The sequence below is a fragment of the Membranihabitans maritimus genome, assembly GCF_021729145.1.
GTDB lineage: Bacteria > Bacteroidota > Bacteroidia > Chitinophagales > Saprospiraceae > Membranihabitans > Membranihabitans maritimus.
Map to the genome: position 1 here is coordinate 52,406 of NZ_JAJSLW010000016.1, position 14,691 is coordinate 67,096.

Genomic DNA, 14,691 nt, shown 5'->3' on the forward strand with positions numbered 1-14,691 from the left:
TTTTAAAAGTAAAGGCATGCGCTGCATAATTATAATGATATTAGGCTTGGTCATACCCGTTTTGGCCCAATCTCAAAATAAAAAAAATGTCGTTTTTATCCTGGTTGATGATCTGGGGTGGAAAGACCTCGCATATGCAGGCAGTCCTCTATATCATACCCCCCACATAGATGATTTAGCCTCTACTTCTGTAATATTTAATCAGGCATACGCTGCACATCCAGTTTGCTCTCCATCAAGAGCATCCATACTTACCGGAAAAAATCCCATAAGAATTGGCATCTCGGATTGGATCCCGGGAAGCGACCCCAAAGACCGAAGGCTTCTGGGACCTGAGGACCTTCATCAACTACCTCTGGAAGAAGTTACAATGGCCGAAATCCTAAAGGAAAATGGCTATACGACCTTTTTTGCAGGAAAATGGCATTTGGGAAATGGGCGTTATACCCCGGAAAATCAGGGATTTGATATTAATATCGGGGGAATTGATAAAGGTTCCCCTCCAGGTGGTTACTATACCCCTTATAAAAATCCCAAATTACCGGATGGACCCGAAGGCGAATATTTAACCGACCGGCTTACAACCGAGACCATTGATTTTATCACAGAAAATCACGACCAACCTTTTCTGGCGTATCTTTCATTTTATACGGTACACACCCCCATACAGGCGAATAAGGAATTTCGTCCCTTATATGACCAAATACAAGTTCCGGACAAGCGTATTCCTCTGGGAGAGGGTGAAAGTTTACTATATCAAAACAATCTGGACTATGCATCAATGGTCACTGCAATGGATAAAAATGTAGGGCGCATCGTCAATAACCTCAAGGAATTGGACTTGTGGGATAATACTATATTGATCTTCACCTCGGATAATGGGGGGTTATCTACATTGTATCCCGGGCGTGACATACCAACGAGTACTTTCCCCAGTCGCGGTGGGAAAGGTTGGGAATATGAAGGGGGCATACGAATTCCTCTGGTTATCCATGACCCGGATCAAAAATCGGGAAGTATACGAAATGAACCCGCTGTTCATATGGATCTCCTGCCTACCTTATTGGCAAGTCTGGAAATTCAATACACCCCGCCCCTGCCTTTTGATGGGATCAACCTCTTTGATGAAAACTTTTCAAAAAATGGAAGTAGAAAAACCCTTTTTTGGCACTTTCCCCATTACCACGGTAGTGGTTGGAAACCTGGTTCTGCCCTGAGATCAGGAGAATGGAAATATATTTACACCTATGAAGATGAAAAATCCGAACTTTACAATCTTGATTCGGATCCTGAAGAATCCGTCAATCTTTCAACCCGATTTCCGGATAGGACCATGGACATGAAGAAAAAATTATTTGACCTGATCGATGAATCAAACGGGAAGTACCCGGTTCAAAATCCGGATTGGTAAATTAACCAATAAACGATTTCAAATTCCATAGGAGCCATAAAATTTTCTCATATTGATATTCTACCATTCCCTATCCATAGAATATTAATTATATTCATACATTATTATAAGAATTATTATAGAAAGATATGAGTTTTCGTTATTGCATTTACTTCATTTTTATTGCCGTTTTTATTTCATCTTCACAGCTGGCAGGCCAGGAGAAATCTAATAAAACCGAACAAAGTAATTCAAAGGCAAGTGCCTCTACCATCCGAAGTAAAGGTACCGTTGAAAAGGCAATAAGACCTAATATACGTACTTCCGGTGGCCCGGAAGCAAAATATAAAAAGTCCCGGACCAACCCTACTTATCCAAAGCATGAAACCACTTCAAACGGTCCGAATATTATAGTGATTATTCCGGATGATTTGGGATGGGCTGATATTGGATACAACGGTTCGGAAATATTGACCCCCCACCTGGACCAATTGGCAAATACTGGCATCAAAATGAATCAACATTACGTAATGCCTACCTGCACTCCCACCCGGGTAAGCTTTTTAACAGGAAAATATCCCAGCAGATACGGCATCCTAGGTCCGGATTATGGTGAAGTGATCGATGTTGGTGATCCCACCATATCCTCTTTATTTCAACAAGAAGGATACCGCACTGCTATTGCTGGTAAATGGCATATGGGTTCCCCTCCTTACACACCGTTAAAATATGGATTCGAAACATCGTATGGATACTTTGATGGCCAAATCGACCCATACACCCACGAATATAAAACCGAGACCAAATTAACAAGTAGACAATCATGGCATCGCAATGACGAATATTTAACAGAGGAAGGTCATGCCACCGATTTGATCACCAATGAAGCACTGAGAGTAATCAATGAAAATAACAAGTCTCCATTCTTCCTCTACCTGGCCTACAGTGTTCCGCATTATCCCCTTAAAGAGCCGGAGAAGTGGACCTCAATGTACGATCATTTAAATATATCCGAATCACGAAAATGGTATGCTGCCAGTGTGACCCATATGGATGATGGGATTGGAAAAATTATAGCGGCATTGGAAGAAACCGGACAAAGGGAAAATACGATAATTCTCTTCATCAGCGACAATGGTGGTCAAAAAAGCTGGCAAAGCACCTCAGAATATCACGGAGCTTATGCGGATAAGCCCCACGATGTACTTGGTAACAATTTTCCCTTGCGCGGTTGGAAAACAAATCTTTATGAAGGGGGAATCCGTGTCCCTGCATTTGTCAATTGGGAAGGACAACTCAAACCTGGAGCAACGAACATCCCCATTCATGTAGCTGATTGGTTACCTACCTTACTTCAAATGACACGATCCAACCAAAATGAAAATGCAATTCCTGTCGATGGAATAGACATCTGGCCTTACCTTCGAAATAAATCGGAAAGTGCTGCCGAAAGAACAATGTATTGGAAAATAAGGGGCGCAACTGCCGTAAGAAAGGGACCCTGGAAATTAATACACAACCGGGATTCTGATAGAAAAGAACTATACAACCTGGACGATGACTTTCGCGAAAGTAAAGACCTGAGTGAATCCAACCCTGAAAAAGTGGAAGAATTATTAAATGTAGAAAATGAGATAGCAAAAGCCGACAGGGAATAATCTCAAAACAATCTGGATGTCTCCCATAGAAGCATTAAAATCAAATTCATTTTATTAGATCAATACCAACCCTTAATCATGAAAATATCATTTTTTGTTTTATGCAGTGTTTTGATTTCCTCTTTAATTACTTCCGCACAAAAAATGGATTTTGAAGAGTATGATCCCCCTTCTACCCTGGTAGTTCCAGGAGAGGAAATCACCAAAGCCAGGTACCCGTTCATAGATGTACACAACCACCAATTCGGGATGCCGGATATGGACCTTGGAGAACTTGTTGAAGAAATGGATAAACTCAATATGAAAGTAATGGTCAATCTCTCCGGACGGGGAAGGGGGTCTGAGGAACACCTCAAGGGAGCCCTTGAAAATGTACATTCCAATTATCCCAATAGATTTATCGTTTTTACCAATATAAATTTCAACAATATAGACGAACCGGGGTGGACAGAAAATGCCGTTGCACAGTTAGAAAAAGATGTAAAAATGGGAGCCAATGGCCTGAAAGTCTATAAAAGCCTGGGAATGGACAATACCGACACGAAAGGTAATCGGGTTAAAATCGATGACCCACGTATAGCTCCAGTATGGGAAAAATGCGGAGCATTGGGTATTCCTGTATTGATACACTCTGCAGATCCCAAACCTTTTTGGTCTCCTCACGATAACCAAAACGAAAGATGGTTGGAACTCAAGCTAAGGTCTGGCAGAAAACGTTCTGATTCGACTACGGCTCCGTGGCAAACCATAATTGATGAACAACACAACATTTTCAGGAAACACAAGAATACTACATTCATCAATGCACACCTGGGATGGTATGCTAATGACCTGGCTACGCTGGGAAAACTAATGGATAAATTTCCCAATATGTATAGTGAAATAGGGGCGGTAATTGCGGAACTGGGAAGACAACCCCGATTCGCAAAAGCCTTCCTTACCAAATACCAGGACCGGGTAATGTTTGGAAAGGATGCATGGAATCCCGAGGAATATTATACGTATTTTCGCGTCCTCGAATCCGATGATGAATATTTCCCTTATTACAAAAGGTACCATGCATTCTGGAAAATGTACGGACTGGACCTTGATGACGAAGTTCTAAAGAAGTTGTATTATAAAAACGCCCTGAAAATAATACCCCATATCGATAAGAGTTTGTTCCCGGAGTAATTAAAATGGTAAATCTGCTTAAGTACTTATTAATCGATCGAAGTCATGTGATAAACTCTGACATGAACTCGAAAAATATCGTACCCCAAGAGTACTTTTTGAGGTACGACACCTTTTCAGTTACTATTTTACCTCTCCCCGTATAGTAAGCACGACAGGCTCATCGGATTGATTGGTATACACTCGTATGGTTTTAGTGAATTTACCCAACTTCGCGGCATTATAGGTAGCCTTAATCTCTGAAGTAGCTCCCGGCAAAATTGGCTCTTTACTATAGTCAGATGCCGTACATCCGCAACTAGTCTTTACGTTTTTGATAACCAGGGGGCCTTCATTATCATTGGTTACACGAAAAATAACCTCTACCGGTTTGCCCTGTTCAATGACTGCAAAGTTAAATTCTGTAAATTCCCATTCGACCGGAGGATCGACAAAGTCCATAGCCAAACCATAAGAAACACCAGAGAAGGAAAGGAGTAATGCTAATACAAGATTTTTCATAATAATTTATTTTTGTGAATCAATACGACAAATCTATAGACACTAATGATGATAGCATGTTAACCGGTATTCAATGTTTGTTAATGAGTTGTTAATAGCTTATTTTCAACCTATTATAATGACTATTTTGGATCTCATTAAAAAATGATTGTAAATCTACGGGATAGCTTTAATTGAATTATAGGCGATCACATATTCCAGGATCAATTAAGAATGTCAGGTAAAAAAATATATGCAGTTCTTATACCTGCTTTACTAGCAATAGCAGGTATTGTTATAGTACAGGGTTTTTGGTTAAAAAATGCCTGGGACTCCGGTAAAAGAGCATTTGAAGAAAAAGTACATATTGCATTGACCAAGGTAGCTGAAGATATTTCTAATCTAACAAGAGCCCAACTCCCGGCTACAGATCTCATTAGCCAGATGTCCGGGAACTACTATATCGTACACTTGAACCAAACTATTGACGCAAACAGTCTTGAATTCTATTTAAAACGTGAATTTGAAGACATTAATTTGATTACAGATTTTGAATATGGTATTTATGATTGCTACACGGACCAAATGGTATATGGCAACTATATAACCAAGGAGTCAGAGACTAGAGAAAAGGTAGAAAATCAACTCCCTAAATACAATGATTTTATTTATTACTTTGGTGTTAGATTCCCTAATAAAACAAAATTTATTTATTCTGTTTGGTGGCTACCACTTCTCCTATCCTCTATTTTATTACTCTCAATTTTCTTTATTCTTTACGCTCTTAAAGAATTAATCAGTCAACGGAAACTATCCCGAATGCAAAAGTCCTTCATAAATAATATGACGCATGAAATGAAAACGCCCCTAAGTAGCCTGAAAATAAGTGCAGAAGTCTTATCTAAAAGTCACATTATTTCCAAGGATCCCAGGCTTAGCCAATATGTACAAATTATGCTTGATCAAAGTGAACACTTAAACAGTCAGGTCAACAGGGTATTGGAAATAGCATCAACTCAAACTGCTAATTTTCGCTTGAAAAAGGAAAAACTGAACGCAATTTCAGAGATTGCCATTATCAGGGAATTAATGATAAAACGATATAATCTAAGGAAAGAACAAATTTCCATGAATAGTGGAGAAACCAAAGACATTTATGCTGATTCTTTTCATTTTAAAAATATAATCAAAAACATATTAGACAACGCTATTAAATATAGTATCGGTACAATAGCTGTTGATATCCAAATCTTTTCATTAGCCCATACCTTAGTCCTTCAATTTTCAGATAAGGGAATTGGAATCGATCAAAAAGACCTGGAAAATATCGGAAAACAATTCTTTCGTGTTGACCAGGGGGATTTGCACAGGGTAAAGGGGTTCGGACTCGGACTCCACTATGTTGTTAATGTGTGCAAAGCACATAAGTGGGAATTCCGGATAAATAGTATAAAAGATATAGGTACAACTGTAAAAATTGAAATCCCATATGGTTGAAAAAGCAAAAATACTGTTAGTAGAAGACGATATTACACTTGGATTTGTAACCAGGGACAACCTGGAACTTAATAACTATGAAATACTATATGCCGATACAGGTGAGAAAGCACTTCAAATCTTCAGAGAAAAAGAAATTGATCTAGTCATCCTGGACATTATGCTGCCAGATATCAACGGGTTTGACATCGCCGAAAAGATCCGGTTCCAGGATAAAAATCTTCCAATTATCTTCCTTTCTGCAAAATCCCTTGTTGAAGACCGGATCAAAGGCCTTAGGTTAGGGGCAGACGACTATATAGTAAAACCTTTTAGTATAGAAGAATTAATCCTTAGGATCAATGTATTTCTCAAACGGAAATACGGGTCAGGGATCCAAGATTCAAGTATCCGGATAAGCAGTTATATTTTTGATTACCGCAACTTGATATTACAAAATGGTGAATTCAACCAAAACCTCACACAAAAAGAAGCGGACGTACTAAAGATACTTACTGAGAATCAAAACAACATTTGCAAACGACATGAAATATTGATTGCAGTATGGGGTGAAGATGACTACTTCCTCGGACGCAGTCTCGATGTATTTATAAGCCGATTGCGAAAATACTTACGGAAAGACCCTAATATATCTATAGAAAATATTCATAGTGTGGGATTTAAGTTGAAAGTAATGACATAATTTTTTCGAGAAGACAGTTTATACTCCTCCCGTTTTGGCCGCGAAACGCAAAAAAATGACTGGCTTGTCCTGGCAAATCCACCGGGGTTCAATGGGCAGAGAAAAATGACTAATATCGAAAAAATATACGAATACTTAGCAGGTGGTACGCCGTCGCGAAAGCATTCGGTATCGGGATTTCATACATCAAGTGCCATGCGTATAGAATAAAATTATAAGTAGTGGAATTCACTAATATAACGTGAGTTCGACAGCGTAAGTAAGAGCCCCTGAAGGGGCGAAATATTCCTAACCCTGGGTGCCCAACCCAGGGTGGGAAACAAGTTGAATCGTCGATTCTGGCATTGATTTCCACAAAGTCCCTATAGGGATGACTTTGCCAGATGCCTTGGGCATTGCATTTTCAGCAAAAATAATGACAGAATCAATTATTCTTCGAACTGACGTTAATATATGTACTAGTGCGCCTGACGGATATTAGGCAAAAACCCCGTTACAATACCTAATAACGGAAGAAATCCACAAAGCCAAAATACATATTCTATACTGGTGGAATCAGCTAAATTCCCTAATACGGCCGAACCTATCCCCCCCATTCCAAAGGCAAAACCAAAAAACAATCCCGAAATCATACCCACCTTCCCGGGCATTAATTCCTGGGCATATACCAGGATTGCGGAAAATGCAGATGACAGGATAATACCAATAATAATTGACAGGACGACTACCCAAAACAAACTTACATGTGGCAGTAATAGAGCGAAAGGTGCTGCTCCTAATATTGAAATCCATATGACATACTTTCGTCCGAAGCGATCTCCCAGTGGCCCTCCCATAAAAGTACCTGCAGCAACAGCTGCCAGGAAAACAAATAAGTATACCTGGGATTGCTGGATCGTGACACCAAATTTCTCAATCAGGAAAAAAGTAAAATAACTCGACATACAAGCCATATAAAAATACTTTGAGAAAATAAGGATCAGCAAAATTACAATAGCAAAAGAGATTCGGCTTTTGCTCACTTTCATTCCGGACAAGTCAATAGAATCGGCACTATCCTTATTCCGGTTCCTGGCCTGTAAATAATCCCTGTACCATCTTCCTACTTTTAATAAAGCAAATATTGCAAGCACAGCAGCAATTCCAAACCACAAGATATTTGTTTGTCCATAAGGGATAATAAGCAATGCTGCCAATAAAGGGCCTATGGCACTCCCTGCATTCCCTCCAATCTGAAAAATCGATTGTGCAAGCCCTCTCTGGCCACCTGACGCCATATAGGCTACCCGGGAAGATTCAGGATGGAAAATAGAAGATCCAACCCCAACCAAACCTACGGAAAACAATATAATAGCAAAATTTGGGGCCCTTGACAATACCATTAATCCGATTAGAGAAAATACCATTCCAACGGCCAGGGAAAAAGGTCTGGGATTTTTATCAGTGTACATACCTACCAATGGCTGTAATAATGAAGCAGTCAACTGAAATACCAACGTAATTACCCCGATTTGGGTAAAATTTAATTGATAATTATCCTTCAACATGGGGTATACAGATGGGATGACAGACTGTAACATATCATTGAGCATATGAGCAAAACTAATCGAAAAAAGAATCGGATAAACCGTTTTTTGGGGTTGATCACGAGCTAAAAGTAATTCAGTAGATTTTTTCATGCTATATAATTACAAAAATTAATCTGATCATCTGATGAATATAAATACAAGAAGATACCTTTTCCATTTCCTCCTGGCATAATTCAGTTTTTAGGTATGGGAAATAATTCCAGCCGCTGCTTCTCTTGCCCGCTCAGGATCTTTATCCTTAATTGCTCGAAATAAATCCTCATGAACATCCTGGGTTTTGATATAAATATCCGTGTTGGGATAGGCCCTAGAATATGCCGTTCTCATTCTTTTTGACAAAATCTTATACAAGTCCGAGAGTACACTATTTTTAGAAGCCTCTGCTATACTTATATGATAATTAACATCGGCATCCACACAAGAATTTAAATCCCCCTTATTAGCCATTTTCATTCTCAGGGACAGGAATTTCTCTATCCGTAAAATATCTTTATCCGTCCGACAAATGGCAGCCTTCTCGGCCACTTTGACATCCAACATTTTGCGTACTTCTTCTATTTCGTCAATATGTGCCCGATTTAACCGCTGCATTAAGGGTTCAGCACCTTCTTCAACTTCATTAATAAAGGTTCCTACCCCTTGCTTTACTTCGACAAGACCAGAATGAGAAAGAATCCTAACAGCTTCGCGGATTGTAGACCTTCCTACACCAAAATGATTCATCAAATCAGGCTCAGTAGGTAGTTTATCCCCCGCCTGGTAACTCCCCAAAGAAATTTGCTCCTGTAGCTTAATGGCCACTTTTTGCGCTAAAGACTGTCTTTTAACAAAATTTGACATACCAAATACATCTTATCATCTGATGAATGTAAACTTACTAAAAATATTGACAATAATGCAGATTATTCTAAACAGCTCTTACCTAAGCTTACAAAGAAAACAGGTCAATCCACCAAAGAATATACTCCAAAAATTATAGAAAGAAGGTATAAGTTTGTGTGCAAAATTATTCCTAGACGGACAAATTCATTCATTTCTGATTGGTTTGGTATCCACACGCACATTCGGAATCTTACAAATGTCGGACTGAGAGCGTCGACAACCAGTTTGACCGAGCTTATCGTCTAGTTTCCAGTCGCATCACTCACGTCGAAGTCCTTAGTGGAAGCAACGGCTATTGGTGTAATTGGCACCTCCCCTCTCAATCAAAATTTTGAAGTTCTGTAACCAGTCAGGTCCTGGTTTTTATTCATGGCTCAAACAGGACATCATGGTATGTATCGCCACTAGGTTACCCCACCCGAATAGCCGTCACCTTCGATTCGGTATCAAAGATACAGGCTGAACCGCCTGGAAGTATAATACTGCAATTTCTTCGGGTTAAAATAAGACAAACTTATAATTACCCGGGCACCGGAGCATTTTTCTCAATTAAATTTTCTCTTTTCAATTCACTCCAAAAATCTGTCGGTATTTTCTCAGACATGGATACAACATTTTCAATAGCCTGCTTTGCTTCACTAGCCCCCGGGATAACAGAAGCCACTGCGGGATGTGCAGCACAAAATTGGAGTGAAGCGATCTTAATGTTAACATTATATCGCGATGCAATAGTTTCAATGGCCGATTTCTTTCTTTGCATTTCCTCTGGTATATCAGCTCCATAGTTAAACCGGGGTTTACCTGCCAGAAAGCCAGAATTATAGGGGCCTCCAATTATCGCTTTGACCCCTTTTCTTTCCATTTCAGGAAATAGATTATTTAACGCGTTTTTGTGGTCCACTAATGAATATTGGATAGCTACAAGCATGACATCAGGATCTCCTGCTTCCATGGCTTTTACTATAGGATCGGGTCGATTGACACCAAATCCCCAGGCTTTGATCACTCCTTCTTCACGCATCTTGGTCAACTCGGGTATGGCGCCCTTTCTTGCTTCTTCAAAATAATCCAACCATTTGTCCCCGCTCATATCCCCATTATCCGGTGAAAGGTCGTGAATAAAAACTATATCAATAGAAGTTAATCCCATTCGTTGTAAACTGTCCTCAATCGATCTCCTTACTCCATCTGCAGAATAATCGTAATGGAATTTAAATGGAAAGGGTCGCTTCCACAATCCACCGGAATGAATGTCAAAACCAGGATCTGGGGTAAAAACCCTTCCTATTTTAGTGGAAACAATATATTGTTCTCTGTCTTTTTCAGACAAAAAGTGTCCAAAACGATGTTCGCTCAACCCAAACCCATAAAACGGGGAGGTATCAAAATACCGAACTCCTGCATCCCATGCGGCATCAAGTGTTTGCGTGATCTGGCTATTGGAATTGATATGAAATCCATTACCTACCCCTACGCCTCCAAGACCATACTTAGACGGTAGGTTTACCAACTGGTTTATGCGAACTGGATCTGTCATCATACTTACTTTATTTTTATCATTTACCGTATCAAGGTTTTTATTCCCCATGACATTGGCAGATAATGTTATTCCTGCTGATGCTAACGTTCCTTTTGTTAAAAAATTTCTGCGTGTAACCATTTCAACTGTTTATTGTATCAATCATTTACTCCCTTAGATCTCAGGGCAAACCTCCTCTTTATACTTGTGGTCTCCCTCCCTGGAGCTCGGGAATTTTCTTTCATGGGTTAAAAATGATATATCCCCGTCCTATTCAATAGGTATTAGCGAAGGTAAAAGCACAAAGCAAGAAAAACAAAGATCTCATTGATCCTGCCACGAATCTATGCTCAAAGTATCATCACCAAGGTAATGTAACAGCAGTGCAAAAAAAGCCGAATGAATCAACTGAGATGGAATGGCTCCCCAGTTTTCTATCATAGAACTACCAAATATTAAAATGACCATTATAAATCCCCCTGTTACCAGTGCTTTCCGCGTCCATAATCCAATGATCAACAAAATACCAACGATTAATTCTGCAAAAGGTAAGACATAACTAAATGGTAATACAATTATTTCTGGTAGCATTGATTCCTCAAAATTTGATACCATCCCATCACTAAAAGCTTTCAATTTGAAGATTCGTACAAAACCATGCCCCAGCATACTCATTCCGACGGAAAGACGTAATATCAGATAACTATATGTATTCATTCCTCATAATTTTTCAAAATCATCCAAACTCTCAAAATAATGTCAGTTATAATTACCATTTGCCCATTCGATTACCGGCTGGATCCATACTTTCAAGGCCTTGAATAAAAATCCATGTGCCATCCCTGTGTTCAACTCTATTTCCAAAAAATGGTTGATTTCACAGGTAGAATTTTTCTTTCTTTCCATTGCGGAAACGCCATAAGGGTCTGTTTTCTCATAAATAGTCAAAATATTACCACAATAATTGATCTCGGGTATTTCTTCAAGGTCTGCATCTCTAAAACTGGCCACGAATACAAAATTCAGGTCTGGATTCCTGGCTAAAGTAGAAACATACTGGGCGATGTACCCTCCTTTGGAAGTCCCTACGACGGTAATATTGTGCGGAAGGACTCCATTCTCAATTAAACGGTTTATTTCCTCCACCATTCCGATGGCATATTCTCGGGCATTTACATTCCCGTTTCTTTTTTCACTGATCACATGAAATCCCGCTGCCTCAAATTCGGACAGGATCTCTTCGTACTCCGTCCTACCATAGACAGGGTGTAATTCACTCAAATCATGCGTTTCTAAAAACCGGTTGTGAAGAAAAAAAATATAACGTTCATCTTCTTCCTGCCCAAAAGTAAGTAAGATATAGCAACAAATGAGTTTTACAATAAGATTCATTCCCTGGTAACGAAAACTATTACTATAAAAATACTTGTTACTAATTATAATTTTCCACTTACTCTTAGCCTATGCATTTACATAAGACAAAAGGTAAATTTCCCATTCCTTTATTTTCCGGTAAACTCTTTGTAGATCAAATTAATATCATCTTCCCCTAATTTACTACCAGAATGAATGATAATACGGTGTTTGAATGTAACTGACTCTTGGGGATTCATTTTGAAATTCAACTCCATGTCCCCATCAGAAAACACTTTCTGCCCCAGAGGATTAGCGGCGAACAGTCCATACCCCCTGGCATGCCAAAATGTAGGATAACCTACATTGTCGGGATGATCCATAATAGTTATAGAAACAGGATCACCTTCTATCTCACTGTGAAGTTGCATCCAGTCAGCCCGGGTTCCCCACACTTCACCTCCGGTAATCCCTTCACTGGAAAGATAATCGCCTTTCACCTTCGAATTATCCAACTTTTCAACCGTAGTTGGATTACCTTGTGCATCAGTAAATATAGCAGGGCTATCAGAAGGTAATTCCAATGCCCGGGTGACACGAACTCCAATCATACCTTCTTTATTATCATTAAAGCTTACTTCCTCGTCTCGTGTTTTCAATGTTGTAATTCGATCAATATATCTTCCCTTTTCATTTTCAGAAAAGCGAAATATAGTATTTTCATCCAAAAGAACGGTTCCATCCGGGGCCCTCCATTCCATAGTGGCTGTAAATTGGTTGTCTTTCACTTCTTCAATACCCGTATGAACGATCGTACCATAATGTTCTTTTTTTTCTTCGGGAATGGCTTCTGAATTATTCCAAAAATCCAATCCATTTACATCTCCATAATTAAACCACAGGCCCACGTGATGGGGATGGTCCACTCTTTCACCTTCTTTAGGCATCAAAGGAAATCCCCGTGTCAATACCTTCCCTGTTTTAGTAACTAGCGGATATAAAACGGGTTTGGCAATATCCTCCGGGTATATATAAGATGTAAAAAGCTCTCCTCCCATTTCAACATCTATCCGCTTTTCATCCTTTTTCTCAATTATTTCCACGTTGGGGACTTTACTTTCATTATGACTATCATCAGACATTTGTTCTCCATTATTATTACACGAAAACGCAAACAAGATGTTTGCCGATAACAAAAAAGTTGTGATTTTCTTCTTCATTCTATTCTATTACTTTTTGAAATTCTATATTTATCCTCTGCGCCTAAAAACACATTGGGAGCAGGAATCTATTATTGCCCCATGAAAATAAGGGTTTGAGTAACGAATCTAAAATTATATTGCATATTATTTTCCACATATTTTATATGGCTTAAATTCTAAAAAGAATATTGTCATTCTTAGGAATTTTTAATAATATAGCACGGCCTAAAAAATGAATACGTATGAAAAATGTAAATTTTGCAATTATTGGTACCGGTTCCATTGTCGAACTCCATATAGAATCAATCAAGGAAATAGATAATGCGACTGTAGTGGCATTGTGTAGTTCGAATGAAGCCCGGGCAAAGGAGGCCGAAGAGAAATATAATATTCCCTGTTATTCCAGTCTTGCATCCCTTTTTGCCAATGAAAAAATAGATGCAATAAGTATTTGTACATATAGTGGAAATCATTTAGAACCATGTGTAGAAGCTGCAAAAAGGGGGATTCATGTCATTACAGAAAAACCATTGGAAGTAACGCTTGACAGAGCAGATCAAATGATTAATGCATGTAAGGAAAACAATGTAAAATTTGCCTGTATTTTTCAGAGCAGGTTTAAACCTGATTACCTAAAATTGAAATCGGCAATTGAAGACGGGAAATTAGGTAAATTAATCCTGGGCAATGCATATATAAAGTGGTTTCGTTCTGAAGATTATTACGCCGGAAGTAACTGGCGCGGCACCATGAAAGGTGATGGAGGAGCAGCTTTGATAAACCAGGGAATTCATACTATTGATCTATTGTTGTCTTTAATGGGTGATGTCAAATCAATTGTAGGGAAAGTAAAAACGACTCTGCACGATATTGAAGGAGAGGATCTTGGAGTCGCAATACTGGATTTTCAAAATGGCGCAACAGGTGTAATAGAGGGCAGTACAGCCCTTTATCCCGGATACCCGGAAAGGCTTGAAATATATGGTGAACATGGAAGTGTGATACTGGAAGGAGGTAAAATAACCTCCTGGAATTTAAAAGGTGATACAACAAAGGCCAGTTCACCTCAAGAATCTGATTCAGGTTCTTCAGACCCAATGAGTATAAGCTATAAATATCATAAGTTACAATTATCCGATTTTGTCGAATCAATCATCCATGATAAAAAGCCGCTAATTACTGGAGAAGAAGGTCGACCAGCCCTTGAGGTAATTAAAACTATTTACAAATCTTCCGAATCTAATAGGGAAATAGAATTGTGAAACA

13 protein-coding genes are annotated in these 14,691 nt (G+C 39.0%); 6 read left to right on the plus strand and 7 right to left on the minus strand.

What is annotated here, in order from left to right; all coding sequences use genetic code 11:
- Positions 1-16 precede the first annotated feature (16 nt).
- The 3 genes from LVD47_RS17395 (at position 17) to LVD47_RS17405 (ending at position 4,221) form a co-directional block, all read left to right on the plus strand.
- The gene (locus LVD47_RS17395; RefSeq protein WP_236979214.1) at positions 17-1,411 is read left to right on the plus strand and encodes a sulfatase; all 1,395 of its coding nucleotides are present in this window, start codon (positions 17-19) and stop codon (positions 1,409-1,411) included.
- A gap of 128 nt (positions 1,412-1,539) precedes the next feature.
- Positions 1,540-3,048: a sulfatase-like hydrolase/transferase gene (locus LVD47_RS17400; RefSeq protein ID WP_236979216.1), complete on the plus strand. Its 1,509-nt coding sequence runs from the start codon at positions 1,540-1,542 to the stop codon at positions 3,046-3,048.
- Between the two features lie 78 nt (positions 3,049-3,126).
- Entirely contained in the window at positions 3,127-4,221 is a 1,095-nt protein-coding gene (locus LVD47_RS17405; RefSeq protein WP_236979218.1) for an amidohydrolase family protein, read from the plus strand.
- Between the two features lie 123 nt (positions 4,222-4,344).
- Here LVD47_RS17405 and LVD47_RS17410 read toward each other — a convergent pair whose 3' ends face one another.
- Positions 4,345-4,722, minus strand: a complete 378-nt coding sequence (locus LVD47_RS17410; protein WP_236979220.1) for a DUF1573 domain-containing protein — start codon at positions 4,720-4,722, stop codon at positions 4,345-4,347.
- A gap of 213 nt (positions 4,723-4,935) precedes the next feature.
- On the opposite strand from LVD47_RS17410, the gene LVD47_RS17415 reads away from it, so the two are divergent.
- Positions 4,936-6,198 (plus strand): sensor histidine kinase, encoded by a 1,263-nt coding sequence (locus LVD47_RS17415; RefSeq protein WP_236979222.1) that lies wholly within the window; start codon positions 4,936-4,938, stop codon positions 6,196-6,198.
- Positions 6,191-6,880 carry a response regulator transcription factor gene (locus tag LVD47_RS17420; RefSeq protein WP_236979224.1) on the plus strand — a complete coding sequence of 230 codons (690 nt, stop codon included), beginning with the start codon at positions 6,191-6,193 and terminating at the stop codon, positions 6,878-6,880. The genes LVD47_RS17415 and LVD47_RS17420 overlap by 8 nt, the downstream gene beginning before the upstream one ends.
- A gap of 458 nt (positions 6,881-7,338) precedes the next feature.
- Here LVD47_RS17420 and LVD47_RS17425 read toward each other — a convergent pair whose 3' ends face one another.
- The 6 genes from LVD47_RS17425 to LVD47_RS17450 all read right to left on the minus strand — a co-directional run bounded on the left by LVD47_RS17425 (position 7,339) and on the right by LVD47_RS17450 (position 13,443).
- Positions 7,339-8,559: an MFS transporter gene (locus LVD47_RS17425; protein WP_236979225.1), complete on the minus strand. Its 1,221-nt coding sequence runs from the start codon at positions 8,557-8,559 to the stop codon at positions 7,339-7,341.
- Positions 8,560-8,649: 90 nt separating this feature from the next.
- Positions 8,650-9,309 (minus strand): FadR/GntR family transcriptional regulator, encoded by a 660-nt coding sequence (locus LVD47_RS17430; RefSeq protein WP_236979226.1) that lies wholly within the window; start codon positions 9,307-9,309, stop codon positions 8,650-8,652.
- 562 nt (positions 9,310-9,871) lie between these two features.
- The gene (locus LVD47_RS17435) at positions 9,872-11,011 is read right to left on the minus strand and encodes an aldo/keto reductase (protein ID WP_236979227.1); all 1,140 of its coding nucleotides are present in this window, start codon (positions 11,009-11,011) and stop codon (positions 9,872-9,874) included.
- 183 nt (positions 11,012-11,194) lie between these two features.
- On the minus strand, positions 11,195-11,587 hold the full coding sequence (locus LVD47_RS17440) for a DoxX family protein (RefSeq protein ID WP_236979228.1): 393 nt from the start codon (positions 11,585-11,587) through the stop codon (positions 11,195-11,197).
- A gap of 42 nt (positions 11,588-11,629) precedes the next feature.
- Positions 11,630-12,262, minus strand: coding sequence for an alpha/beta hydrolase (locus LVD47_RS17445; protein WP_236979229.1), 633 nt, complete (start codon positions 12,260-12,262; stop codon positions 11,630-11,632).
- A 110-nt stretch (positions 12,263-12,372) separates the two neighbouring features.
- Positions 12,373-13,443 (minus strand): DUF6807 domain-containing protein, encoded by a 1,071-nt coding sequence (locus tag LVD47_RS17450; protein WP_236979230.1) that lies wholly within the window; start codon positions 13,441-13,443, stop codon positions 12,373-12,375.
- 224 nt (positions 13,444-13,667) lie between these two features.
- On the opposite strand from LVD47_RS17450, the gene LVD47_RS17455 reads away from it, so the two are divergent.
- On the plus strand, positions 13,668-14,687 hold the full coding sequence (locus LVD47_RS17455; RefSeq protein WP_236979231.1) for a Gfo/Idh/MocA family protein: 1,020 nt from the start codon (positions 13,668-13,670) through the stop codon (positions 14,685-14,687).
- Positions 14,688-14,691 lie beyond the last annotated feature (4 nt).

What these genes read in the sequence shown, in the direction of transcription:
- LVD47_RS17395 (WP_236979214.1), top strand. Translation starts at nt 17, where the DNA reads ATGCGCTGCATAATTATAATGATATTAGGCTTGGTCATACCCGTTTTG.
- LVD47_RS17405 (WP_236979218.1), top strand. Translation starts at nt 3,127, where the DNA reads ATGAAAATATCATTTTTTGTTTTATGCAGTGTTTTGATTTCCTCTTTA.
- LVD47_RS17400 (WP_236979216.1), top strand. Translation starts at nt 1,540, where the DNA reads ATGAGTTTTCGTTATTGCATTTACTTCATTTTTATTGCCGTTTTTATT.
- LVD47_RS17435 (WP_236979227.1), bottom strand. Translation starts at nt 11,011, where the DNA reads ATGGTTACACGCAGAAATTTTTTAACAAAAGGAACGTTAGCATCAGCA.
- LVD47_RS17450 (WP_236979230.1), bottom strand. Translation starts at nt 13,443, where the DNA reads ATGAAGAAGAAAATCACAACTTTTTTGTTATCGGCAAACATCTTGTTT.
- LVD47_RS17425 (WP_236979225.1), bottom strand. Translation starts at nt 8,559, where the DNA reads ATGAAAAAATCTACTGAATTACTTTTAGCTCGTGATCAACCCCAAAAA.
- LVD47_RS17455 (WP_236979231.1), top strand. Translation starts at nt 13,668, where the DNA reads ATGAAAAATGTAAATTTTGCAATTATTGGTACCGGTTCCATTGTCGAA.
- LVD47_RS17445 (WP_236979229.1), bottom strand. Translation starts at nt 12,262, where the DNA reads ATGAATCTTATTGTAAAACTCATTTGTTGCTATATCTTACTTACTTTT.
- LVD47_RS17415 (WP_236979222.1), top strand. Translation starts at nt 4,936, where the DNA reads ATGTCAGGTAAAAAAATATATGCAGTTCTTATACCTGCTTTACTAGCA.
- LVD47_RS17420 (WP_236979224.1), top strand. Translation starts at nt 6,191, where the DNA reads ATGGTTGAAAAAGCAAAAATACTGTTAGTAGAAGACGATATTACACTT.
- LVD47_RS17440 (WP_236979228.1), bottom strand. Translation starts at nt 11,587, where the DNA reads ATGAATACATATAGTTATCTGATATTACGTCTTTCCGTCGGAATGAGT.
- LVD47_RS17430 (WP_236979226.1), bottom strand. Translation starts at nt 9,309, where the DNA reads ATGTCAAATTTTGTTAAAAGACAGTCTTTAGCGCAAAAAGTGGCCATT.
- LVD47_RS17410 (WP_236979220.1), bottom strand. Translation starts at nt 4,722, where the DNA reads ATGAAAAATCTTGTATTAGCATTACTCCTTTCCTTCTCTGGTGTTTCT.